Genomic DNA, 24,038 nt, shown 5'->3' on the forward strand with positions numbered 1-24,038 from the left:
AAATTCTGATACTATAGTCGGTTCAAGCCGTTCTGAATCTTCTTCTTTTTCTAAAAGAAAAGCCAGCCCAAAGCTGACAAATCAAGAGACATTATACAAAGATAAGAACTAAAACAGTATAGACGACAATAGTTATCAACATGTAAAGCGAAATGAAGGTAGCCGAATAAGTTTGATCCTTCTCATCTGTAAAGGAATCTTGAATCAACAGTGGCATAGCGAACCCTGTCGGGCACATGAAGTAGAGCAAAACTGCAATCATGAAGAACTTATCTGCCATAAAGTTGGGAAAGAGGATAAAAAAACCGGCTATAACTAAAAGATAGTAGAAAACTCTTAGGATCATCAAAGAAATCATGGATTTGAGGGTATGGAAATCAACAGTGAAATCATAACCCAAAACAAAAAGAATCATGCCCAAAATGGGTCCTGTTGCTTTTTCCATTATACCACTATATAAGAGAGAGAATGCTGACTCAATTATCCAGGCATGGAGACCAGAAAAATTGAAAAACAATCCTAGTGCAATAGCTATGACAAAAGGATGAGAGACAACCTCCTTGGCTAAGTCAAACTTAGTTTTTTCATGTCCAGAAGAGCTAGCCACCATAATCGGAATAATCAGAAAAGCAATGATGGAACCTGCTAGGTCAAAAATGACCGTGTTACTTGACTGGCCCACAATCGATAGATAGAGAGGTAGGGCTACTGCACCACCCTCAACAGTTGTTAAGAGATAAGGTGAAAAGTGAGCCTGTTTCTTACCCGTCAAGAAAGACAGTTTCCTTGCGACAATTATCGCTAGAAAGAAAGCTACCGTTACATAAGCAATAATCCCAACTGTTTCTAGCCGGAGCTGAGCGGAACCCAAAAGGTTAAATATAAGAATGGGGAAAAGAACAGAAAAAACAATAGTATTGGCGCCAGATTTTTGCTCTGGACTAATCCAAGCTTTCACTCTGGATAAAAAACCCAGTCCTAACATAAAAAATACTGGTACTAACGTATTCAGTGCTGCCATTTGCTACCTCTATTTCTGTCATAATTGTTTCTATTTTAACATGACAGCATCAAAAGAACTGGTGCTTTCTGACGGAAAACTGATACTTTCCTCTTTTCTATTAGAGAGCTGACGCTTTCCCAATGCAAAAAGAAAAACTGCAAAGTAATCTACTTGCAGTTCAATCTATCCTCTACATTCTATATTGAAACATTCCCTCACATTTTCAGTAGGAGCTCCTCAATAATTTCCATAACAGCATTGTCCTTATGATGTCCAATCTCATGCTGGGCGGCTGCTTTAACCGCTTCAGGAGCATTGTCCACAGCATAGGAATGCGGAGTCATTTGCAACATTTCGATATCGTTGCCTCCATCACCAAAGGTCATAACCTGATCGGCCTGAATCCCATAGCGCTCCATGAGCTGTTCGATTCCCCAAGCCTTGTGGATGCCTTTTTGAATGAAATCAACTGCCCCATAGCCACTTCCGACAGCGACTAGGTCGCCTTGAAAGTTTTGGTTGAAATCTTGAGCAATCGCTTCATGAGCATCAAAAACCATCATAGTTACCTTACTAATAGCTTCCTGCTCAATAATCTGAGAGAAGTCATCAACTGGCTTGATATGACTGATAAAAACTTCATATTCCTTTTCTTCAATCATGCCGAAGCCAGGTCGGAAATCAAAGTTACTTTTTTTCAGCCGATATGCTCCATTGATGCCAGAAATGACCACTCTGTAGTCTAGTAATTTATCTGAAAAATAAGTCAGTAAGGCTTGGACTTGTAATTTGGGTAAACTATGGTGGATAATGGTTTGCCCATTTTCTACGATATGAGCGCCATTTTCAGCCACAAAGGTCACATCCTTTTCAAAACCTGCAAACATGCGATTGAGCCGCGTCATGTTATTGCCAGATGCTGCTACAAAGTGAATTTCTTGCTTCTGTAATTCTGTCAATATCTTTTCAAATTGTTCCCGATTATAGTTGCCATTGGCATCCAGAAAGGTTCCATCCATATCTGACGCGATTAATTTAATACTCATCTCTTCTTTCCTCATACAGTCGAAAAAGAATGACCAAATTTGGAGTGAGGTCATTCTTGATAAATTTTAGCAATCTTTAGTTTATTCTATGTCTTGGCCATTACTTGCGATGACTTTCTTGTACCAGTAGAAGGAATCTTTTGGTGTACGGTCGAGCGTACCATTTCCAGCATCATCCATATCTACGTAGATGAAGCCATAGCGTTTGCGCATTTCACCCGTACCAGCTGATACGATATCGATACAACCCCAAGTCGTGTACGCAATGAGGTCAACTCCGTTAGCTACTGCATCTGACATAGCCTTGACATGCTCGCGGTGGTAGTCGATGCGGTAATCATCATGGATCGAACCATCCGCTTCTACTGTATCAAAGGCACCAAGACCATTTTCCACCACCATGAGCGGTACTTGGTAACGATCGTAAATTTTCTCAAGATAGTACTGAAGACCAGTCGCATCGTGCGCCCAACCCCAATCAGAATAAGTCAGGTAAGGATTACGGGCACCCATTGAGAAGTTACCAGATACCTTATCTGTAATCTCATGCGTGGTCACGTTGTTAGACATGTAGTATGAGAAGGTGTAGATATCTACTTTACCCTCTTTGAGCTCTTCCAGGTCCCCCTCTTCCATCTCCACTTTTACATTATGAGCATCCCAAAGGCGTTTAGCATAACTACCATACTCGCCCTTAACTTGGACGTCACCACAGTAGTAGATTCCTGCCTGCCACTTATGCTCCGCAGCCAAGATATCCGCTGGATCACAGGTTGCTGGATAGAAGGTAATCCCACAAATCATATTCCCAAAGACAAAGTTAGGATTGATTTTTTTACCCAAAGTAACCGTTCTTGCTGATGCTAAGAATTGGTGGTGCAGAATTTGGTAACCCTCTTGGAATTCCTCATCACTACCCTGGTTGCCCATCATATCCAAGAACATGGTCGTATTGTTAATCTCATTAAAAGTCAACCAATATTTGACCATATCCTTGTACTCGTTCATGATGACTTCTGTATATTTGACATAGAAATCAACCAATTTACGGTTTTTCCAGCCACCGTAGTTTTGTTCGAGGTTCAAAGGTGTATCAAAGTGCCAGATCGATACCAAGGGCTCAATGTTGTACTTACGGCATTCTTCAAAGACAGCACGGTAAAAGTCAAGGCCTGCTTGGTTCGGCTGCGCATCATCCCCATTTGGGAAAATACGGGCCCATGAAATAGACAAACGGAAGATGGAGTAACCCATTTCTGCAAAGAGTTTGATATCTTCTTTGTAACGATGGTAGAAATCAACGGCCTTGTGGTTGGGATAATAGAAATCGTCCAAGACCGCGTATGTTGCTCCTTCTGGAATACGAGCATGGTGGCCCATACCGCCAGATTTACCCGGCTTGCCATCCTTGTCGATGTAGGTAGTGTAACGTGGCGAATCCACCGAACCACCTGTGGTTACGTCTGTTTGTACTAGACCGCGACCATCTTCATTGTAGGCACCTTCAGCTTGGTTGGCAGCAATCGCGCCACCCCAGAGGAAATTCTTTGGAAATTGTGTCATTTGAAATACTCCTTTTATTCTATTCAATTTAAATTTGCCGAATCAAACGGTTAATTCAATCATGTTGCCCTCAAAAGCCAGCAGACAAGATTCATAGTAGCCATCTCCTGTCGTTCTGGGACCAGAAAGTAGTTCATAACCGTCTGCTTTCATGCGCTCTGTCAAGAGATCAACTTTTTCTTTGGAACCGAGTGAGAAAGCTAAATGGATAAAACCAAGTCGCTCAACTGGCAAATCAGATTGGTCAACGCTAGGCTTGTTCATAATTTCTAATCTGGCCCCATCTTGGAAAGTTAAGAAATAGGATGAAAAGCCAGTTTTTGGATTGTGGTAGAGTTGATTGGATCTAGCTGCAAAATATTCTTCAAAAAATGCTTTTGCTCCTTCTAAATCTCTTACATAGAGAGCTATGTGCTCAATTTTCATCAGCAAACCTCGCTTTGTTTGTCTTTTTCATATAAATATAGTATAAATGGATTAGAAGCCCTTTTCTTATCCAATAATATGGTATAATGATACTATCATCTGATAAAGAGGTTCTTATGAAACAACATTTAACAGACCAGTTTTTCCAGCATCAGATTGATTACGACAATCACCTCTTGCCTTTTAAGTATTACCACACCCATGTTCGTAATGGTATCCCTGATGTTCTCTTCCACTGGCACAACGAATTTGAAATTAATTATGTCTATGAGGGTTCTGCTCGATACCATATCGATTACAACTATTTCGATAGTCAGGCCGGTGATATTATCTTGGTTCGTCCAAACGCCATGCATTCTATCCATCCCATTGATGATGTAGAGCACGTGACTGATAGCTTGGTTTATCATTTAGACATGTTGGGAGCTTCAAACTTAGATCAAACCTCTATGCTTTACCTTCAGCCCCTACAAAATGATATTTTAAAAACAGTTCCTCGGATTCAGCCTCACGAGGAAGGCTATGAAAAAATCAAAACAGCTATCTTTGCCATCTTTGACACTATTCGTAAGCAAGAGTCTTATTATGAACTCCTACTCAAAAGTCGACTCCTTGATTTGCTCTATCTTCTTTATCAATATGGCTACATCGTCAAGAAAAATACCGATGATCTTTATCGAAAAAATGAGAAATTAAGAGGTCTAATCGATCATATTCATCAGCATTACCAGGAGAACTTGACCATTGAAGACATGGCTGATTATATGGGCTATAGCAAGACCCATTTTATGTCGGTTTTTAAACAACAAACCGGCACATCTTGTATGGAATTTGTCATCCAAGTTCGCCTCAGAGAAGCTTGCAGTCTCTTGACCTCTAGTCTCAAATCAGTCTTAGAAATTTCCAATCATGTCGGTTTTAACAACCTATCCAACTTTAATCGGCAATTCAAACGCTATTACCACATGACTCCCAGCCGTTACCGCAAGCAATTCCGCAAAGAACAAAGTTACCTAGGTGCCAGACCACTAAAACTATAATACTAGCAAAGGAGAAATCACATGCCCATTACTATGCACCTCTACTATAGTGGAAAAAATGGTGCTGCTAAACTCTTCGCTCAAGAAATGGAGGAGAGAGGCATTGCCAGTAAGACTCGTCAGCAAGCTGGAAATCTAGCTTACGACTACTACCAATCCTTGGCAGATCTTGAAACCATCCTCCTAGTTGATACTTGGCAGAATCAAGAAGCTCTAGATATCCACCATGCCTCACCCATGATGCAAGAAATCTTAGAACTGAGGGAGAAATATCGCTTAAGCGTCCGAGCGGAACGCTACCTATCAGACCAAGAAGGAATCCCTGAGAGCGACCAGAAATACCATAACCAATAAGAGCGAAAGAGTTAGGCGAAAAAGCCTGACTCTTTTTGCTAAGTGATTTATTTAAGATTTATTTACTCTGCATATTTCTCATCAATAACTGAACTGAACCAGCGACCATTGAGGACGGTTTTGTTGAGTTCATCTTTGGTTTCTTTTGAAAGAGTTCCGTCAATTTCCATTTGGTTTAAGATATCCTTTGCCTCTTGCTTATCACTTGTCATATGGATTTTAGCAACTTTAGTATCCGCATTCATGCTTAAAACATCTTGACCATCCGTAGTATAAGCCTTCCATTCTGGCAATGAATCCGCATTTGGATCACCATTCGCAACAAAAGATTTTAGATAAGCTTTAAAGTCAGCACTAAGAGCTCTGGCCCCTTCTGACTCAAAATCTTCTCCGATAAAGGTCGCATAGTTGGATGGTTTTTGCAAGAGAGGTTCAAAAATTCCGTGGAAAGCCCCTAATAAGGCAGCTGTTTTTGGTGTAACGCTAGCATCATCACCAAAAGAAATCTGGCTGATATAGATTGGAGATTTATAAAGGCCATCCATGAGACGGGCACTTTCCATGGTATTGGCCAATCGATAGAGCTCGCTACCATTTTTTTCCACATAATTAAATTCTTTGAGTTTCGTAATATCTGTATACAGGCTGCCATCACCAACTGATGCTGCAAACCGTTTATCAAAGGCTGAGAAGAGGGAAAATTCATTGGTTCCTGTAATCAAAAGAAGCGGAACATCATTGTATTCTTTAGTATCAAAACCTTCTTTAGGAATGACAACTCCATCTTTATAGAAATGAGGGAAGACTGATATACGGATGCCGGCATTACCCATGAGAGGAGCTAGCCGATCTGCTGAAAGGTTATAGAGATAATCCTCAACTTCTTTGTAGCTGGTTAGCAACCATGCTTTTGCCTCTTCTTCATTAGCTTTTTTACCATCTTCCACGACCAATGGTGCCAATGTTTTAGCAAATATGCTTTGACTATCAGCTTCATCTGCCAGAGTCATTCCGCCACTAAAAGAAATGGCCTTGTGGTATTTGCCTTCAAAAAGAGGAGAGATTAGAGTTGCCATGACATCACGACCACCAGCAGAGAAGCCCGTCAAAGTGACATTGTTCTTATCTCCACCAAAAACTTCTATATTGTCTTGCACCCAGTCAAGAGCTGCCGCCACATCCAAAAGGCTGTAGTTCCCCGAATTTTCCAGATCTGTACCAGTCTTTAAAGCAGATAGAGGATTGAACCCAAGTGCTCCAAGTCGATAATTGATGGATACATAGACAGCATTGATATCCTTGACAAAAGTATTTCCTTTGATTTCTTGAGCATGACCTGTCTGATTGTTTCCACCATGCAAGAAAACCACTACCGGCAATCCTGCTTCGCTTGTATCTGGACGGACCACATCCAAATTAAGTGCATCTTCTGAACCAACTACTTCACCATTTGAGAACTGAAGAAATTTTTCACCCGCTTTAGTTGCATCAAGAACTTCCTTCCAATCCTTGACCGCTTGCGGCTCTTTCCATCTCAATTCACCGACTGGGGCTGCAGCATACGGTATACCTAGCCATTCCAAAACATCGTTTTCTTTATCTAGGTTTCCCTTGATTTTTCCACTTGTGATAGTCTGATTTACATCCTTCTTAAAGGTTTCCGATTCCTCCTTAGGTTTTGTTTGGCCACAAGCAGTTAATAGCAGGAGCATGAATATGCCAACCCATTTAATCAGTTTCTTTTCCATTCTTTCGAATCCTTTCATCCATAAACAAAGAGAATACTAACAACTGACGATCCAAACCTCCTTTCTTCTTTACAGAATACAAAGAAAGGGACTAGGGAACATCCCCTAGCCCCTGATTAGTGACTTATCTATTATAGAGTAGCGCTTATTTCACAGCAGTCAAGAGATAATCACCGGTCTTGACTTGGCTTTCTTGTGTAAATAGGATATCTGTAAAGTCAGCCGTATTTGTCACAATAATAGGAGTTGTAATTGGTAAGCCAGCTGCTTGAACAGTTGCAATATCAAATTGAACTAATTTTTGACCTGCAGTAACTTTATCCCCAACCTTGACAAAGGTTTCAAAACCTTTACCATCAAGCGATACAGTATCCATACCGATATGGATGAGAAGTTCAGCTCCATTCTCAGTCGTCAGACCGATAGCATGACCAGTAGGGAAGACAAGAGTCACTTCCGCATTGGTTGGAGCACATACCAAGCCTTCACTTGGTTCAACTGCGATGCCATTTCCCATTGCACCCGAAGCAAAAACTTCATCAGCTACATCTGCAAGGGTTACTACTTTACCTGTCACTGGACTAGCAAGAATTTCTTGTTTGATTTCTTGTAATTCTGGAACGGCTGTCACAGGTACCTCAGTTACTGCCACTTCACTTGCTTTGGCATAAAGAGTTGGAACTGGGACCATCATTTGAATAGCAAATGATGCGATGATTGCCAATGCTGCAAAACCAATAACAATCCACATAGGAGTCATACCTGCTTCTGGACTAACATAACCAGGGAATGCGAAAATCCCCATTGCACCCATTGCATAGTTTTTTAGATCTGGGAAGAATGATAGACCCGCTCCGATAGCTGCTGCTACCGTACATGAAATATAGAATGGAGTTTTCATTGGAAGAGTGACGCCATAAATGGCTGGCTCAGTCACACCAAAAATAGAAGAGATAAAAGCTGGCATTGCAATGGACTTGACTTTTTCTTCCTTGGTTTTCAGCATAATCGCTGCCAAAACTCCAGTTTGAGTGAAGTTAGGTAACAAAGCTGGAAGCAAAATGGTTGACCAACCATTTTGTGAATATTGGAGAATAGCCAATGGAACAATTGCCCAGTGCAAACCAAACATAACCAAAACTTGCCATAAAGCACCGAGAAGAATGCCGTACAGAAGAGGACTAAAGTTCATGACGGATGTAAAAGTATTTGACAACATATCAGAGGCAATATTAGCCAAAGGTCCTACTGCCAAGAAAGTTACCGGAACTGCTAAAATAATAGTTACAAATGGAACAACGAAGACTTTGACCACATCTGGTGTGATTTTCTTCATGACCTTTTCGATATGAGACGCTACCCAAACGGCTAGAAGAACTGGCATAACTGAAGAGAGGTAGCTACCTGATGATGGCAATTCAAATGGAATACCAAAAACATGGTTGAGACCTGTTTCACTGAGTTTGGCAACAGTTGCTGGAAGGCTTGGGTAAACCAAAGCCATGGCCACTGCCATTGCTGTAAATGGATTCATCTTGAACTTATTAGCTGCATTATAGGCTAAAACAATTGGTAAGAATTGGAAAAATCCATCTCCAGCAGCGTTTAAAATCACATATAGAGCACTATTGTCTGCATTCAATTTGAACAAGTTGGCCATGATCGCAACGACACCCTTGATGATACCGGCAGCTGCCAAGGCCCCAAGAGATGGTTGGAAGATGCCTGAAATCAAATCAACAAAACGATCAAAAAGGTTTCCCTTTGGTCCATCCCCCTCATCAATATCCAAGCTTCCAGCACCTGCCAAACCTGAAACTGCTAGGAATTCTGCATATACATCTGGCACATGGTTACCAATAACCACTTGGTATTGACCTCCAGCCTTAACAACCGTCACGACACCATCACGTTGGGTCAGGTAATCTGTATCCGCTTTTGCTTCATCTCGCAATTGAAAACGAAGTCGGGTCACACAGTGTTTCACCGAGATAATGTTTTCTTTACCACCGACGTGGTTCAAAATATCTGTAACTAATTCAGTGTATTTATTAGCCATGATAATCTCCTAAATAGTATTATTTGTATCAAATTAGGTTGATCAAGTCTAATTTGAAATTATTAGAAAAGTATTTTTCCTGAAAAAAGAGAAAAACCTAAACAAATACCAAATAAGGGGAACACATCATAATGGGTTCTGCTTACTTCGTATCTATTTAGGTTTTGCCTGCTAACCAGTAACAATCCTTTTGCACTTTCATACTAACATAAAAAAACGCTCTTTGCAAGCGTTTTTATAATTTTTTAATGACCTTTTAATCTTTGTATATGAATGGTTAGATAAACTTGCTCATCCAGACTCATCTCAAATTCGTAGGCTGCCCTTACATAGGCACGAATTTTTTGCGTACAAGCATAGGCTTGGGGGTAATTTTTTTGAACTTGTTCAAAGAGAAATGCATCATTAACTCCCTGAACCAAACCTGATACCACACGCTGAGCAAAATATTGTACGTGGGTCACAAAGCGATGATAGCTAATGTCATTGTCATCAAAATCATGTCCAAAATGCAGTCGGACAATATCTATAATTTGCGTCACAATCTTAGAAATGGTATAGGTATCTTGACCCAACATACCATTTTTCTGAGCGTTAACAAAATGAAGAGCAATTGAAGAAGCTTCAGCCATATCCAATTTTTGTCCCAATTTTTCCTCAACCAGGCTTAGCATCTCAACACCCAGTTGATATTCTTTAGGATAAAACTTACGAATCTCCCAAGAAAGAGGGTTTTGTAAAGGTAATCCAAGGCGATTTCTCTCCAGAGTATAGTGTAAATGATCCCCAATAGCCAGATACAGAGAGAGTTCAAATGTGGACTCTAGTACTTCTTCAGCTCGGCGAATCAGCTGATTGACAAGGATCAACTCCTCCTGAGAGACTGTTTTTAGGATTTCATGAACATCTGTCGACTGAAGATTATTTTGCAAGACAAATGTTTTTTCAATCTGTTCAGGATTCAGGCTATCACCATTCTTTTTTTGAAAGCCTAGACCCCTGCCCATAACAATCATCTCCTTGCCATCAGCATCATAAGCCTGAACGACATTGTTATTATAAACTCTATCGATTTTTAACATTTCAAACCTCGTTACTTTTTATAAAAAAATAACCTAAACACATAGCAACAGCATGCCAAAAAAGCCACTCATGTTCCTATCTGTTTAGGTTTTGCCTGTTACCAGTAACAATCCTCTTTCTGACTATATTAACAAATTCTCTTTTCTTTTGCAAGCGTTTCTAAAAAAATCGGTTGCCTTCTAAGTCGACTCACTTAAAAGTTTTAAATGTTGGTTTTCTTAGCTGTTTGGGCAAAAAGAAAAACCGAAGAAGTTTTTTCCTCAGTTGTTCTTGTAAACTTTTCTTCATAAGCTAAGTCCTAATTAAAAAGACCTAGTTTTTCGAAGGCATTGTATAATCCATCATGCTCTACATCGTCAGTTATCATATCAGCCATAGCCATAATTTCAGGACCACCATTGCCCATAGCAACACCAACTGCACAGTATTCCAACATAGGAATATCAATTTTTGCATCTCCAAAGGCGATGGTATCTTCTTGTTTAGCACCAAGATGTTGCAAGAGAACAGCGATTGCATGAGCCTTATTAATATCTTTCACACCTAAATCACCAAAAAGTGCCGTCTCCCCACGACCACCCCAGGTGTTGGCAACAAGGTTCGGAAAAGCTTCTTTGGAATCCAAATGATCTTGATAAGATTGTAGAATGAAGCTAACTTTATTGAGATCATCACAGTAAAGTTCTCCGCCATAAACGATTCCATGCAAAATGTCCTCTGCTTCTTGGTCAGCTACCTCCTCAGCAGACTTGCCTTTGTTCATAGCATATAATTTCATTGTTTCTCGTGCTCGATCACGGAAACCTTGGCTAGCAAAGAGACCGTTATTACTTTCCAGATAATACTCTAATCCACGATTGTCAAGCCAATCAACAACCTTGACAGCATCTTCTTTCGAAATGAGTTGGTGCATGATAACCTGACCATGGTGCTCCACATAAGATCCGTTGCCACCGATCATCCCATCCAAACCAATATCCCAGAGTTCTGCTTGCATTTCTGCTCGACTACGCCCTGTTGAAACATAGACCAAGTGCCCCTTAGCTCTCGCTTTACGAATAGCATCAATGGCTGACTCTGGAATACGATTATGATAGTCAACTAGGGTACCATCAACATCTAGAAAAATAATTTTGCTCATACATTCACCTCAAAGATTTGTTACTACTATTATACGAAGATTGGAATTTCTTTCCTAGCGAAAAAATGCGAAAAAGTGATACTATAATCTGCTTTTATACCTTTAAATATAGCCAGACAGGAAAAATCCCTAATGATCTATTGGAACTCTAACATTGGCATTCGATAGCTTTTGATAGAAAGACTCCATATTGTTAAATCAAAGGTAACAAGCTTACGTTAGAATATTCTTAAAACAAAAAGAAGCAGGTTGTAGCTAGGAAGCGAAGTGCAGGTATAACTCAAGTTAGGCAAGCTGAAGCTGACAACTCCATGCTAGGAGTACGACAAAACAACCCTTAAGTCGATCATACTTAAGGGTTGTTTCTAGTTTAAGAGTTAGCCAGTTCGCCATAGCGACTGGCGTGCTAGTACATGGATTTTAATCCATAGTGATAGCTAAGATTACGACGAAAAACGACATCGTTCGATATTAACGATGTCGTTTTGCTAGTTTAAGGCTTAGGCAAGACACCATGGTGCTTGCCGTTTCTTATCAACTGCTTAAGCAGTTAGATAAGAATAGCCTTATTTGCGTTTTGGTGGGTTGTGGATAGCCACTCCAAGTACATCCAAGAAGGCTTCATACATAACCTCTGAGAAGGTTGGGTGACCGTGGATAGATGCTGCCACGTCGTCAACTGTCAATTCAGATTCCATGATGGTTGCAGCTTCGTTGATCATTTCAGCAGCAACTGGACCGATGATGTGGACACCCAGCACCTCGTGGTATTTTGCATCAGCGATAACTTTTACGAAACCTTGTGCTTCGTTTGAAGCGATGGCACGACCGTTACCAGTGAAGCTGTTGCGACCTACAAGGACGTTAGCTTTACCATATTTCTCGATTGCTTGCTCTTCTGTCAAACCAACCATGGCAATCTCTGGGTGAGTGTATACTGCAGCTGGAGTGAACTCAAGGTTTGCTTTGTGGTGGTTACCGTTGATCGCATTTTCAGCAGCCACTTCACCCATACGGTAAGCAGCATGAGCCAACATCTTCGTACCGTTGACATCACCTGGTGCGTAGATACCTGGGATAGATGTTTCTTGGTAGGCGTTGACTTTGATACGTCCGCGATCCATTTCAAGGTTAAGGTTCTCAAGACCAGCCATTTGTGGCACACGTCCGATTGAAAGGAGAGCTTTCTCAGAAACGATTTCTGAACCGTCGTTGAGTTTGATTGTCAATTGGTTGTTAGCTTCAACGATTTCAGTTACACCAACTGAAGTCTTGAATTTCATGCCTTTTTTCGCAAGAACTTTTTGAAGTTCAACAGAAACTTCACGGTCCATACCTGGGATGATGCGGTCAGCCATTTCGACAACTGTTACATCGACACCGTATGATGCCCAAACAAGTCCAAGTTCAACACCGACAACGCCACCACCCATAACAGTGAGTGTTTTAGGAATTTCACGAAGATCAAGAATATCATCTGAGGTCAAGACAAGTTTAGATTCGATACCTGGAATGTTGATACGAGAAACTTTAGAACCTGTTGCAAGGATGATAGAACGACCCTTGATTGTTTGGCTACCAATAGTAACTGTCTTGTCTGGATTCACTTGACCAAGACCGTTGAAGATGGTTACTTTGTTGGCTTTGAGCAAACCAGCAACACCACCAGTCAAAGTCTTAACAACTGAGTTCTTGAAATCGACAGTTTTATCCATGTCGATTGTGTAGTTTGTTGAAGCCAAGTTGATACCACGACCAGCAGCAATCTTCAAACCTTCAAGAATTTCAGCGTTTTTCAAGTATGTCTTGGTTGGGATACAACCCACGTTCAAACAGGTTCCACCGAACTCAGATTTTTCAACGATAGCGATTTTACCGCCCAATTGAGCACCACGGATAGCCGCATAGTAACCAGCAGGTCCACCACCGACAACAACCATGTCATACTCATCGGCAGCCAATTCAGCTTTTGGAGCTTGAGCCACTGCAGCTGGGGCAGCAGGAACTTCCAAACCAGCAGCTTTAAGGTCTGAAGTTGCTTGCGCAACCGCTGCCGCAGCTGGTGCTGCACCTTCTTCCACTACTTCGCCTTCCGCACCGATGTAACCAATAACTTCAGTAACAGGAACGGTTTCACCATTACCGCGAACGATCTTGATGAGGACACCTGAATCTTCCGCTTCCAATTCCATGCTTGTCTTATCAGACATCATTTCCAAGATAACATCGCCTTCATTAACGACATCGCCCTCTTGTTTTTTCCACTCGATGATTTCGCCTTCTTGCATATCAACGCCAAGTTTCGGCATAATAATTTCAACAGCCATTTTTATTTCCTTTCAGGATTTTTTTATTGATATTTGTCTTAAGTGGTGGGGTCGTCAGCGAACCTACGGTTCCATGACTTGGTTTGGAGCCACTAGTCTCCAAACCTCCCCCGACTAATCATCACTAGTGGTAATTAGTCTTATCACCACGGCGACAAATATCTAGTCTGGCCAGCCTTTGGCTGGCTTTTTGTGCCCTCACGAGGGCGTTCTAGCGACTACGTCGCCTTTGTAAAAAGCAGTTTATTCAATCTCTAAATCAAATCAACAATTCCAATGGATTTTCAAGCAAATTCTTGAGGTCTACCATGAACTTAGCACCATTCATACCATCGATAATACGGTGGTCAATGGTCAAGCAAAGCGCCATGATTGGACGAATTTTGATTTCTCCATCAAGGACAACTGGTGTTTGTACAGTTGATGCTACACCAAGGATTGCTGAGTTTGGTTGGTTGATGATTGGGTTGAAAGTTTTCGTACCAAACATCCCCAAGTTGGTGATAGAGAAGGTTGAGCCTGACATTTCAGCACCCTTGAGTTTACCAGATTGTGCTTTCTTAATAACATCTTTCGAAGCTACCACAAAGTCTGACAAGCTCATCTTATCTGCACCGTGAACAACTGGAACAACCAGACCTTCATCCAAACCTACGGCAATACCCAGGTTGACAAATTTATGGAGTTCAATTTCTTGTGCATCATTGATTAGGGAAGCGTTCATGTAACGGTGCTCTTCTTTCATAAGCGTGCGCGTTACAGCCAAACCAATCAAATCTGTAAAGGTTACTTTGAGACCTGTTTTGTTCATGATTGGCTCAAGTACTTGTTTCCGAAGAGCCATCAAGTTGGTCATATCAATATCATAGTTAAGCGTAAAGGTTGGTGCAGTCAAGTAAGAGTTAACCATACCTTTAGAGATTGCCTTACGCATTGGGCTCATCTTGATGATTTCAACGCCTTCTGGCAATTCTTTGGCCGGTGCTACTTCCTTAGTAGGAGCTGCTTCAGCGACCGGTGCTGCTGGTGCAGTCAAGGCAAGAATATCTTCCTTAACAATCTTACCTGCAACGCCTGTACCAACAACTGTTGCCAAGTCGATACCCAAATCAGCTGCCATTTTACGAGCCAATGGCGTTGCTTTAGGAGCTGCGCCTTTGAAGTCTTCGACATCAGCCTTGTGAACACGACCATTTGCACCTGTACCTGGCACCAAACCAAGGTCGATGCCCAAATCAGCTGCTGTTTTACGAGCCGCTGGAGTTGCACGAACTTTACCACCGCCTTGTGGTTTTGCTGCTGGGATTGCTACTGGAGCACTTGCTGTAGCAACCGGTGCTGGTGCTGCTTCGACAGCTGGTGCTGGAGCCGCAGCAGGTTGACTACCAACTTCAACAGTTTCACCTTCTGCACCGAGGTAGGCAATCACTTCTGTTACAGGAATAGTTGCGCCATTCCCATGAACGATTTTCAAGAGAACACCTGACTCTTCAGCTTCTAATTCCATGCTGGTTTTATCAGACATCATTTCCAAGATAACGTCGCCTTCATTGACGAATTCGCCTTCTTGTTTTTTCCACTCGATGATTTCACCTTCTTGCATGTCCACACCGAGTTTAGGCATAATAATTTCAACTGCCATATTTAAGATACCAAGTCCGACCAGGAGACGATTGAAAAAAGGAAACTGTAGGAAATCCTGATTTCCTAAACAGTTTATCTTTTTCCCGAGTCTTCCGGACGGGTTCAATTCCTTTCTACAAATCTTACGGATTGAAGCTAGAATAGCTCCAACCTTACATTCCATTTTCAACAAGTAACACTTAAAAATCAGATGGATATCTGATTTCTAAGGGCTTTATGGTTTGAGTGCTCCATCCTTTATCTAGAAAGTAAACACTTTGCTTTTCTTAACCTTTGCTTACTTGCTTATAGATTGCAGCCTTGATTTTCTCAACACTTGGAAGGACTGCATTTTCAAGAATGTTTGCGTAAGGAACAGGTACATCATCAGATGCAACACGGATGATTGGCGCATCTAGATAATCGAAGGCTTCGCTTTCTGCAACCATCGTTGCGATTTCACCGATGAATCCACCTGTCTTATATGCATCATTGACCAAAATTAATTTACCAGTTTTCTTCACTGATTCGATGATCATTTCTTTATCCAATGGGATAAGGGTACGTGGGTCAACAACTTCAACGCTGATGCCTTCTTCAGCCACTTCTTCAGCAGCTTTGATAACACGTTCCAACATACGTCCATAGGATACGATAGTGACATCTGTACCTTCGCGTTTGATGTCGCCTTTGCCAAGTGGAATATAGAAATCAGGATCTTGATTGACTTCTTCTTTTTTACCATAAAGAGCTTTTGGCTCCAAGAAGATAACCGGGTTGTTATCAAGGATAGAAGATTTCAAAAGACCTTTTGCTTCGTTAGCCGTACCTGGGGCAACAACTTTAATACCTGGAATATGTGTTACCCAAGCTTCAAGTGACTGTGAGTGCTGTGCCGCAGAACCGATACCTGAACCTGAAGCTACGCGGAAGGTTACAGGTGTTTTCAAACCACCACCAAACATGTAGTTGGTTTTAGCTGCTTGGTTAACGATAGCGTCAAGTGCGATGGTGATGAAGTCCATGAACGTCAAATCGACGATTGGACGAAGACCTGTTTGCGCTGCACCTACTGCCGAACCAGCAATCGCTGCTTCAGAGATTGGAGTGTCGCGAACGCGTTTTGGTCCAAATTCTTCCAACATCCCTACAGAAGTACCGAAGTCACCACCGTAGATACCTACGTCTTCACCCATGAGGAAGACTTTTTCATCTTTACGCATTTCCTCGCTTTGAGCCAAGTTAATCGCTTCACGCAAGGCCATTAGTTTTGTTTCAGCCATTTATACTAATTCTCCTAGTTTATATCAAAAATTATGTCACTGTGTCAGTAGTCATTGTATTCAGACTAAAACCGATTGATCTGTGCGTCGTAGCTGTCTGAACTTTCTTCGCTCTTTGAGCTATGAAAATTCTAGTCAGCCTGACGTTAGAATAGTCTAAGAATAGACTGTTCTAAGTGGGAAATAAAGAAATGTTTCATTTCGTCAAAAGCGTCTGCAAAATCATTTTTGACAGAAGCGATACTTCTGTTATCTCCAACCTGAAATCATCCACTGGATAATTTCAGCGGACTTACCGCCATTTTTTTCTCGGTTTCTTAACGTCTTCATAACTTATTTTAATCTACAAATACGTCTTCGTAGGCTACTGAGATTTCTGGGTCTGGGCTTTCTTGTGCAAACTTCACAGCGTCTTCTACTTGTTCTGCAACTTGTGCTGCAATGGCATCCAATTCTTCATCTGTTGCAATTTTGTTTTCTGTCAAGTAAGTACGGTATTTCTTAAGTGGATCTTTGGCTTTCCATTCTGCCACTTCTTCTTTGGTACGGTAGACACCAGCATCAGCTGTTGAATGACCAAACCAGCGATAAGATTCAACTTCGACAAGGGCTGGTCCGTTTCCTGCACGCACATACTCGATGACTTCTTGCATTTTTTCGTAGACAGCAATGACATCATTTCCATCTTCCACATAGTGACCTGGCATGCCGTAAGCAGCTGCACGGTGATAAAGATGAGGAATTTTTGTTGAGTAAGTGATATCTGTTGAGATACCGTAACGGTTGTTCGTGATAAAGAAGATAACTGGCAAGTTCCAAACAGCAGCCAAGTTCATAGACTCATGGAAAGAACCCTCATTGGTTGCTGAGTCACCTGAAAAGGCGATGACAATGTTATCAGTTCCAAGGTAATCTTGTGTCAAGGCAGCACCAACTGCAAGAGCGTATCCACCACCGACAATCCCGTTTGATCCAAAGTTTCCTTTTTCAACATTGGCCAAGTGCATAGAACCACCACGACCTTTTGAGGTACCTGTTGCTTTACCGGCAAGTTCTGCCATCATACCATTGATGTCAATTCCCTTTGCGATAACATGCCCGTGCCCACGGTGGTGTGAAAAAATAATGTCTTGATCAGTCAAGCTGGCGATGGGACCAACTGCTGCAGCCTCTTCACCAACTGAGAAGTGAGTCATTCCTTGTACGAAACCACGACGCACCAATTTGTTCAATTTCATGTCCACATCACGGATTTGTTGCATTTTCAAGAACATATCCAAATGTTGCTCTTTTGAGATAGATACCATAATTCCTCCAAAATAATTCTAATTCACTCATAATGATAGAATATAATTTCACAAATAGCAAATATTTGAACCGGTTTCTTCTCTAGAAAGACAGGCTTGAACACAGGGTTTTACGTGCTTTTTTTCACAATCTCTAGTCTTGTTCACAGGTCAATGTTCTCTTTTTCACAAAGTGTTTTTGTCCATTGTCAGTTCATTATTTTTGTGCTAAGATAGGGGCTGGAGGACCTTATGGATTTTGAACTTTTCTTATTGATCTGCAATTATATTGGCACCATTGCTTTTGCTGTTTCTGGTGTGGTTAAGGGTTTTAAAAAAAACTTGGATATTTTTGGCATCACGCTTCTGGGGATCCTCACAGCGGTTGGTGGTGGAATTATTCGAGATACCATGATTGGGGACGTTCCCACTGCCTTAACAGATCCTTCTTCTATTTATTTATCGATTACTGTTGCCCTCATCATGTATGTCATTGTCCGCATTAAGAAAAATGACACACCTCGGGAAAAACAGATGGTTCACTTCTTAACAAAAACAAATCTTGTCTTCGATTCCATAGGACTGGCTATTTTCTCCCTTATCGGGGCCAGTGCGGGGACAAACCTTGAACTAAATGCTATGACTTCTGGCATCTTAGCGACCCTAACTGGAGTTGGTGGAGGAATTTTAAGGGATGTTTTGGTTAATGAAACGCCCATTGTTCTCAAAGAAGATGTCTATGCAGTCCTCGCCTTGGGAGCCGGAATCTTCTACCATGTCTTTGTCGTAGACTGGCACCTTCCCCATATCCCTGTCTATCTAGGACTTTTTACTGTCTTTTTAATCATCCGACTAGCGGTTATCAAGTATCATCTCCGATTGCCAAATATGGAAAAGAAAGAGGTCAAGAAAGCTCCTTAATCAGTTAAACCAAATGATTTGTTGGCATAATTCTCACCATATAAGAGAATTGTGTCTTTCTTTTGTTTTTAATTTCTATCTTGAAAACCCAAAAGATATACAAGAGCGGGTTCTCCATCTGATAAGAAACTAAAAAATGGAGGTTTTTTCGTTCTTTTGCTACAATAATGTGGTATACTAAAAAGAAAGGAGATTTATTATGACAAAGAAAGAACAAAGACTGAAAACCCTACTGATTGTTGACTTTCTAGCCTTTGGTGCTATGATTCTCATCAATTTTCTTGGAGCCAGTGGTTTCTTTAATGGAATGAGTCAAGCTGCCATTTCTGATCACTATCCGACTTTGATTACCCCAGCAGGTTTTACTTTTAGTATTTGGGGACTTATTTACAGCTTAATTTTAGCTCTCTTGGTTCAATGTGCTCTTAAACTAAGAAATGGAGTTTATAGTTCCTTAGTCCATAAGTTCAGTCCATATTTTCTTCTCAGTTCTTTCTTAAATGGAGCTTGGATTGTCGCTTTTTCTTATGACCAAATCGGTCTTTCAACTTTATTGATTTTTGCTCTACTATTTAGCCTGATCTTTCTACTGAAAAGCTTACGAGAACATTTTGGTAAGCAGAAAGAATCCAGCTTGGCACATATCTGCTTCTCTATTTACACAGCCTGGGTTTTGATCGCTACTTTTGTCAATGTCTCTGCTTGGCTGGTCAAAATAAATTGGAATGGATTTGGTATCGCAGCTTCCATATGGACTATCGTCATTCTATTCATAGCCCTGCTTTTCACAATAGCCTACTCCTATTTTTATCAAAATAGCATCTTTCCACTTTCGATTATCTGGGCCTTTTGGGGAATTTACAAGAATGCTAGCCTCAACTCGGACCAAATTGACTTAGCTCCAGTCATTCAAGCTCTTCTCCTTGTTAGCATGCTTTTGTTAATAGCCTTGATGTTTATTATCTTCAAGAAAAATCAATTTCGATTGTTTGCTCAATAACATAATCTATCCAGGAGAATTGATAGACAAAGAAAACTAAAAAATGATGAGTTAATACTTCATACCTAGTCGTAGACAAGGAGTTTTAACTCATCTAATGTTGATTTTCAAAGAGTATGAAAAACCTTGAATACCAGGACCCTTTTTGGCACGAAGACAACACTTCTCACTTTGATGGTTTGTCTTTTCTTTTTCTTGTAAATTGTTGTATGGAAAAACTGGGCCTGCTTGACTGCTATTAAGCAAAATACAAAAAGCCTTCCAAACGGAAAACTTCTTGTGACTTCATCTACATAGAAATACTATCACTCTTAGAAACTTTCATAAAAAGCAAGAGTGACAGAACAGTAAAGCCAGTCAGGAGGGTTGATAGCGCGGCTGCGATGCCGTAGTTGCCTCTCAGGACCTCTGTATAGATAGCTACTGTCATAGTTTTTGTGTTGACATTATAAAGCAAGATAGAAGTTGAGAGCTCTGAAATCATAGTAATCCATGATAGGATAGCTCCTGAAATAATCCCTGACATCATCATTGGGATAGTAATCTTTGCGAAAGTATTGAGTCTTGAACTGCCCAAACTGGCTGCTGCTTCTTCAATACTTGGTGAAATTTGATGCAAAGAAGCAACCGACGAACGGATAGTATAAGGCAAGCGACGAACAGACAAGGACACAATCATAACAAAAGATGTCCCAATAATCGCTAAGAACCCTGAACCACCGATACCTGTATTAAAGGCAGTGATAAAGGCAATCCCCAAAACTGTCCCTGGTACGATATAAGGGATCATACTCATGCTATCAATCAGAGAAGTAAATGGATTGCGTTTACGAACACTCAAGTAAGAAATAAAGGTCGCAAAAATCAGGACCAATACCAAAGCCATCAGTGGAATTCTCAAGGTATTTAAAATACTGGTTCCCATCCGGTCAAAGGCTTGACGGTAACTATCTAATGAATAACCTGGAACAAAAATCATTCCTGATGTTTTTAGGAAGGACGTGTAAATCAGATAAGTCTGTGGCAAAACAGACAAGGCAATCACACCATATACTCCTAGATAGATAAAGAATTTCTGCCAACCATGAATAGCCTTTGGCTCAATAGAATGGAGTGAACTCATGCTGAAACTATTCTTCTGAGCCACATATTTTTGGATTAAGAAAATAATCAAGGCGATGGAGATGGCTATGATAGCCAAGGCCGATGCAAAGGCTGAATTACCCCCGACTTCACTAATAAATTGAGAATAGACCAGAACTGGGAATGTTCGATAGCCCTCCCCGATCAGCATAGGCGTGCCGAAATCAGAGAATGCTCTCATGAAAACGAGAAGAGCGGCAGCCAGCAATGTCGGAACCAACAGTGGCAAGACAATATGAGTCAACCGTTTGATTCCCTTGACACCCATACTCTCCGCAGCCTCTAGCAGTGAATTGTCCATGCTTTTCAAAGCACCGCTCACATACAAGAAGACAAGTGGAAACAACTGCAAGGTAAAGACCAAGACAATTCCTGAAAAACCATAAATATCCAATTTTGGAAAACCCAATGCTGATGAGAGCCATTTGGTGATGACACCATTACGTCCTAGAAGCAAAATCCAAGAATAAGCACCAACGAAAGGAGCAGACATAGATGCAATGATGACTAAAATCTGCAAAACCTTTTTCCCCTTGAATCGGAACATAGCGAAACAATAAGCCAGTAGGGTCCCAACGACCAAAGATAAAACAGTTGCTACTACAGAAACTTTAAAACTATTGAAAAGTGTTTCAAAATAATATTCTTTCGAAAAGAAAGTTAGAAAGTTATCCAGTGATAAATGCCCATCCACAAACAAAGCCTGTTTGAGAATAGTAACGATAGGATAAATTAGAAATAAAATGTAGGAAATGAATATGATAATTGATGACAAGAGCCAAATATTCATTTGTTGAAGGCTTTTTTTCATCTAAATCACCTCCAACAAATTCACCTTACCATCGGCTGAAAAAACATTCATTTTTTGAGCGTTGATCTCCAGTCTGATTATGTCACCAGGACCAAAATCCTCATCCAAGGTTGACTCCTCTGTCACCTGGATCCGCCCCGCAAATCCTGTTTCTACAATGTATTCCGTATTTAAACCCAAGTAAGTAGAGTCTTTGATCGTTGCCTGTATCGGCCCATCCACACTTCTGACAAATTCTTCTGGACGAACACTGATACGAACATCTTGATCTTCCAGATGATTGAGAGCTGGATAGGCAATCATATGACCGTCTGACAAACGAATATAAGCCTGACCATCCTTATGTAGGAGTTGTGCTGGAATCATATTGGTTCGACCGATAAAGGTCGCTACAAATTCATTGCTTGGACGATGGTAAAGTTCTTTTGGTTTGCCGATTTGCTGGATTTCGCCTAGATACATCACCGCAATCTGATCAGAAATAGCCATAGCTTCTTCCTGATCATGGGTCACATAAACCGTTGTAATCCCAACTTCTTTTTGAATTTCCTTGATGGCCTGACGCATGTCAATTCTCAATTTAGCATCTAAGTTACTCAGGGGTTCATCCATCAAGAGGACATCTGGGCTGATAGCCAGAGCACGTGCCAAAGCCACCCGTTGCTGCTGACCACCACTCAAGTTTTCTGGCTTGCGGTCTCTAAACTGATCAATTTGCATCAATTTGAGATATTTATCTACTCGTTCTTCCAATTCTTGCTTGGACAGTTTACGTTGTTTCAAACCGAAAGCTACATTCTCTTTTACTGTCAAATGTGGGAAAATAGCGTAATTCTGGAAAACCATACCAATATTACGCTTACTTGGTTCCATTTGATTGATACGGTTCTCTCCAAAGAAGAAGTCACCCCCTTCAATGGAGTTGAAACCTGCAATCATTCTTAGAAGCGTTGTTTTTCCACAGCCAGAGGGGCCAAGAAGAGTAAACAAGGTCCCGTCTGGAATGGTAACATTGAGATTTTCAATCACAGGAGTATCATGATAGATTTTTTTGGCATTGGAAATGGTAATTTGACTCATTGAACCGCCTCCTATTTTGACTGAATATCTACAAAGATTTCACTGTAATGTTTCACTAATTCTTCCTTGTGTTTGATGACATAATCATAGTCTTCCACAATAGTTTTGATATCATCAAGCGACTTCATATTTTTGCTAACAGTTGCATCTTTACGAACTGGACGGTTGGTTGTTTCCGTTCCAAGTGCATCTTGTGCTTCTTTTGATACAAGGAAGTCAATAAATTTTTCAGCATTTGACTTATTTGGTGCATCTTTGATAATAGCAGCACTTGCTGGCAAGAAGACTGAACCTTCTTCAGGATAAATCACTTGAATGTTTGCACCGTCATTTAACAACTTGACACTAGGATCTTCATAAGAAAGACCGACTGCCATTTCTCCATCAGCAACAGATTTGTAGACACTTGATGAACTAGAATTGATTTTCCCATCAACAAGGGTAAATAAATCCTTTACATAAGTCCATGAAGCATCCTTGTCATAGCCTCCATTTGCCAAAAGCATATTGGTCAATTGAGCAAAGGCACTTGAGGAGTTTGCAGGGTCAGCAGTTGCAATTTTACCTTTCAACTCTGGATTGAGCAAATCTTTGTAGCCCTTGATGTTCATGCCTTTGGTCAAATCTGGATTGACAATAATGACGGAGCCATCCAAAGTATAAGGTGTTGAATAACCAGTTGTATTTTGGTAGTCTTCAATCACTTGGTCATTTTCTTTCGCTGTATATTCTTCGAACAATTCAGGATGTTGTGCATACTGTGTATAAGATCCACCAAAGATCACATCTGCTACTGGTTTGCTGGCTTCACTCTCTACCTTCTTAAAGAGTTCACCTGTACCTGCTTGAATTAATTCAACTTTGATTCCATATTTTTCTTCAAAGGCTGGGATAGTCGCATTGATCAATCCTTCTGAGTTTGGCGAATAAACAACCAGTTTGTCGCTGCCTCCATCAGCTGCCTTGTCCTCTGTCTTGGAACCACAGGCTGCCAAGCCAATCACTGCAGTTGAAGCCAATAATAGAGATAAAATTTTTTTACGCATAGTCATGCTCCTTTGTTTTTTGTTCACTTTATTCTACAAAAGAAAGCGCTTTATT

19 protein-coding genes are annotated in these 24,038 nt (G+C 40.9%); 4 read left to right on the forward strand and 15 right to left on the reverse strand.

Annotated features, from left to right (window positions below; translation table 11 throughout):
- Window positions 1–91: 91 nt before the first annotated feature.
- From BN1356_RS08335 to BN1356_RS08350, 4 genes are all read right to left on the reverse strand, one after another.
- Window positions 92–1,021 carry an AEC family transporter gene (locus BN1356_RS08335; protein ID WP_093650932.1) on the reverse strand — a complete coding sequence of 310 codons (930 nt, stop codon included), beginning with the start codon at window positions 1,019–1,021 and terminating at the stop codon, window positions 92–94.
- A 197-nt stretch (window positions 1,022–1,218) separates the two neighbouring features.
- Entirely contained in the window at window positions 1,219–2,049 is an 831-nt protein-coding gene (locus BN1356_RS08340; RefSeq protein WP_093650933.1) for a Cof-type HAD-IIB family hydrolase, read from the reverse strand.
- An 81-nt stretch (window positions 2,050–2,130) separates the two neighbouring features.
- On the reverse strand, window positions 2,131–3,612 hold the full coding sequence (locus tag BN1356_RS08345) for a glycoside hydrolase family 1 protein (RefSeq protein WP_093650934.1): 1,482 nt from the start codon (window positions 3,610–3,612) through the stop codon (window positions 2,131–2,133).
- Window positions 3,613–3,654: 42 nt separating this feature from the next.
- Complete coding sequence (locus tag BN1356_RS08350; RefSeq protein ID WP_093650935.1) at window positions 3,655–4,038, reverse strand: VOC family protein; 384 nt, start codon at window positions 4,036–4,038, stop codon at window positions 3,655–3,657.
- Between the two features lie 116 nt (window positions 4,039–4,154).
- Here BN1356_RS08350 and BN1356_RS08355 point away from each other — a divergent pair, with 116 nt between their 5' ends.
- Window positions 4,155–5,078, forward strand: a complete 924-nt coding sequence (locus tag BN1356_RS08355; RefSeq protein WP_093650936.1) for an AraC family transcriptional regulator — start codon at window positions 4,155–4,157, stop codon at window positions 5,076–5,078.
- A 21-nt stretch (window positions 5,079–5,099) separates the two neighbouring features.
- The gene (locus tag BN1356_RS08360; protein WP_093650937.1) at window positions 5,100–5,432 is read left to right on the forward strand and encodes a putative quinol monooxygenase; all 333 of its coding nucleotides are present in this window, start codon (window positions 5,100–5,102) and stop codon (window positions 5,430–5,432) included.
- A gap of 62 nt (window positions 5,433–5,494) precedes the next feature.
- Here BN1356_RS08360 and BN1356_RS08365 read toward each other — a convergent pair whose 3' ends face one another.
- The 8 genes from BN1356_RS08365 to BN1356_RS08400 form a co-directional block, all read right to left on the reverse strand.
- On the reverse strand, window positions 5,495–7,180 hold the full coding sequence (locus BN1356_RS08365; protein ID WP_093650938.1) for a carboxylesterase family protein: 1,686 nt from the start codon (window positions 7,178–7,180) through the stop codon (window positions 5,495–5,497).
- Between the two features lie 145 nt (window positions 7,181–7,325).
- Window positions 7,326–9,239 carry a beta-glucoside-specific PTS transporter subunit IIABC gene (locus BN1356_RS08370; RefSeq protein WP_093650939.1) on the reverse strand — a complete coding sequence of 638 codons (1,914 nt, stop codon included), beginning with the start codon at window positions 9,237–9,239 and terminating at the stop codon, window positions 7,326–7,328.
- A 245-nt stretch (window positions 9,240–9,484) separates the two neighbouring features.
- Window positions 9,485–10,321 carry a BglG family transcription antiterminator LicT gene (gene licT / locus BN1356_RS08375; protein WP_093650940.1) on the reverse strand — a complete coding sequence of 279 codons (837 nt, stop codon included), beginning with the start codon at window positions 10,319–10,321 and terminating at the stop codon, window positions 9,485–9,487.
- A gap of 299 nt (window positions 10,322–10,620) precedes the next feature.
- Complete coding sequence (locus BN1356_RS08380; RefSeq protein WP_093650941.1) at window positions 10,621–11,463, reverse strand: HAD family hydrolase; 843 nt, start codon at window positions 11,461–11,463, stop codon at window positions 10,621–10,623.
- 566 nt (window positions 11,464–12,029) lie between these two features.
- Window positions 12,030–13,790: a dihydrolipoyl dehydrogenase gene (gene lpdA / locus BN1356_RS08385; RefSeq protein WP_093650942.1), complete on the reverse strand. Its 1,761-nt coding sequence runs from the start codon at window positions 13,788–13,790 to the stop codon at window positions 12,030–12,032.
- 259 nt (window positions 13,791–14,049) lie between these two features.
- Window positions 14,050–15,432, reverse strand: coding sequence for a dihydrolipoamide acetyltransferase (locus BN1356_RS08390; RefSeq protein ID WP_093650995.1), 1,383 nt, complete (start codon window positions 15,430–15,432; stop codon window positions 14,050–14,052).
- Between the two features lie 268 nt (window positions 15,433–15,700).
- On the reverse strand, window positions 15,701–16,696 hold the full coding sequence (locus BN1356_RS08395) for an alpha-ketoacid dehydrogenase subunit beta (RefSeq protein ID WP_093650943.1): 996 nt from the start codon (window positions 16,694–16,696) through the stop codon (window positions 15,701–15,703).
- 338 nt (window positions 16,697–17,034) lie between these two features.
- Window positions 17,035–18,003, reverse strand: a complete 969-nt coding sequence (locus tag BN1356_RS08400) for a thiamine pyrophosphate-dependent dehydrogenase E1 component subunit alpha (RefSeq protein WP_093650944.1) — start codon at window positions 18,001–18,003, stop codon at window positions 17,035–17,037.
- Between the two features lie 231 nt (window positions 18,004–18,234).
- Between BN1356_RS08400 and BN1356_RS08405 the strand changes: the two genes are divergently transcribed.
- Window positions 18,235–18,903, forward strand: coding sequence for a trimeric intracellular cation channel family protein (locus BN1356_RS08405; protein WP_093650945.1), 669 nt, complete (start codon window positions 18,235–18,237; stop codon window positions 18,901–18,903).
- A 199-nt stretch (window positions 18,904–19,102) separates the two neighbouring features.
- Window positions 19,103–19,903: a TspO/MBR family protein gene (locus BN1356_RS08410; RefSeq protein ID WP_093650946.1), complete on the forward strand. Its 801-nt coding sequence runs from the start codon at window positions 19,103–19,105 to the stop codon at window positions 19,901–19,903.
- A 289-nt stretch (window positions 19,904–20,192) separates the two neighbouring features.
- Here the strand turns inward: BN1356_RS08410 and BN1356_RS08415 are convergent, their stop codons facing one another.
- The 3 genes from BN1356_RS08415 to BN1356_RS08425 are packed head-to-tail and all read right to left on the reverse strand — an operon-like array spanning window position 20,193 to window position 23,983.
- Entirely contained in the window at window positions 20,193–21,857 is a 1,665-nt protein-coding gene (locus tag BN1356_RS08415; protein ID WP_093650947.1) for an ABC transporter permease, read from the reverse strand.
- Window positions 21,858–22,937: an ABC transporter ATP-binding protein gene (locus tag BN1356_RS08420; protein ID WP_093650948.1), complete on the reverse strand. Its 1,080-nt coding sequence runs from the start codon at window positions 22,935–22,937 to the stop codon at window positions 21,858–21,860.
- 11 nt (window positions 22,938–22,948) lie between these two features.
- On the reverse strand, window positions 22,949–23,983 hold the full coding sequence (locus BN1356_RS08425) for an extracellular solute-binding protein (RefSeq protein WP_093650949.1): 1,035 nt from the start codon (window positions 23,981–23,983) through the stop codon (window positions 22,949–22,951).
- Window positions 23,984–24,038 lie beyond the last annotated feature (55 nt).

The organism is Streptococcus varani (assembly GCF_001375655.1).
Classification (GTDB): domain Bacteria; phylum Bacillota; class Bacilli; order Lactobacillales; family Streptococcaceae; genus Streptococcus; species Streptococcus varani.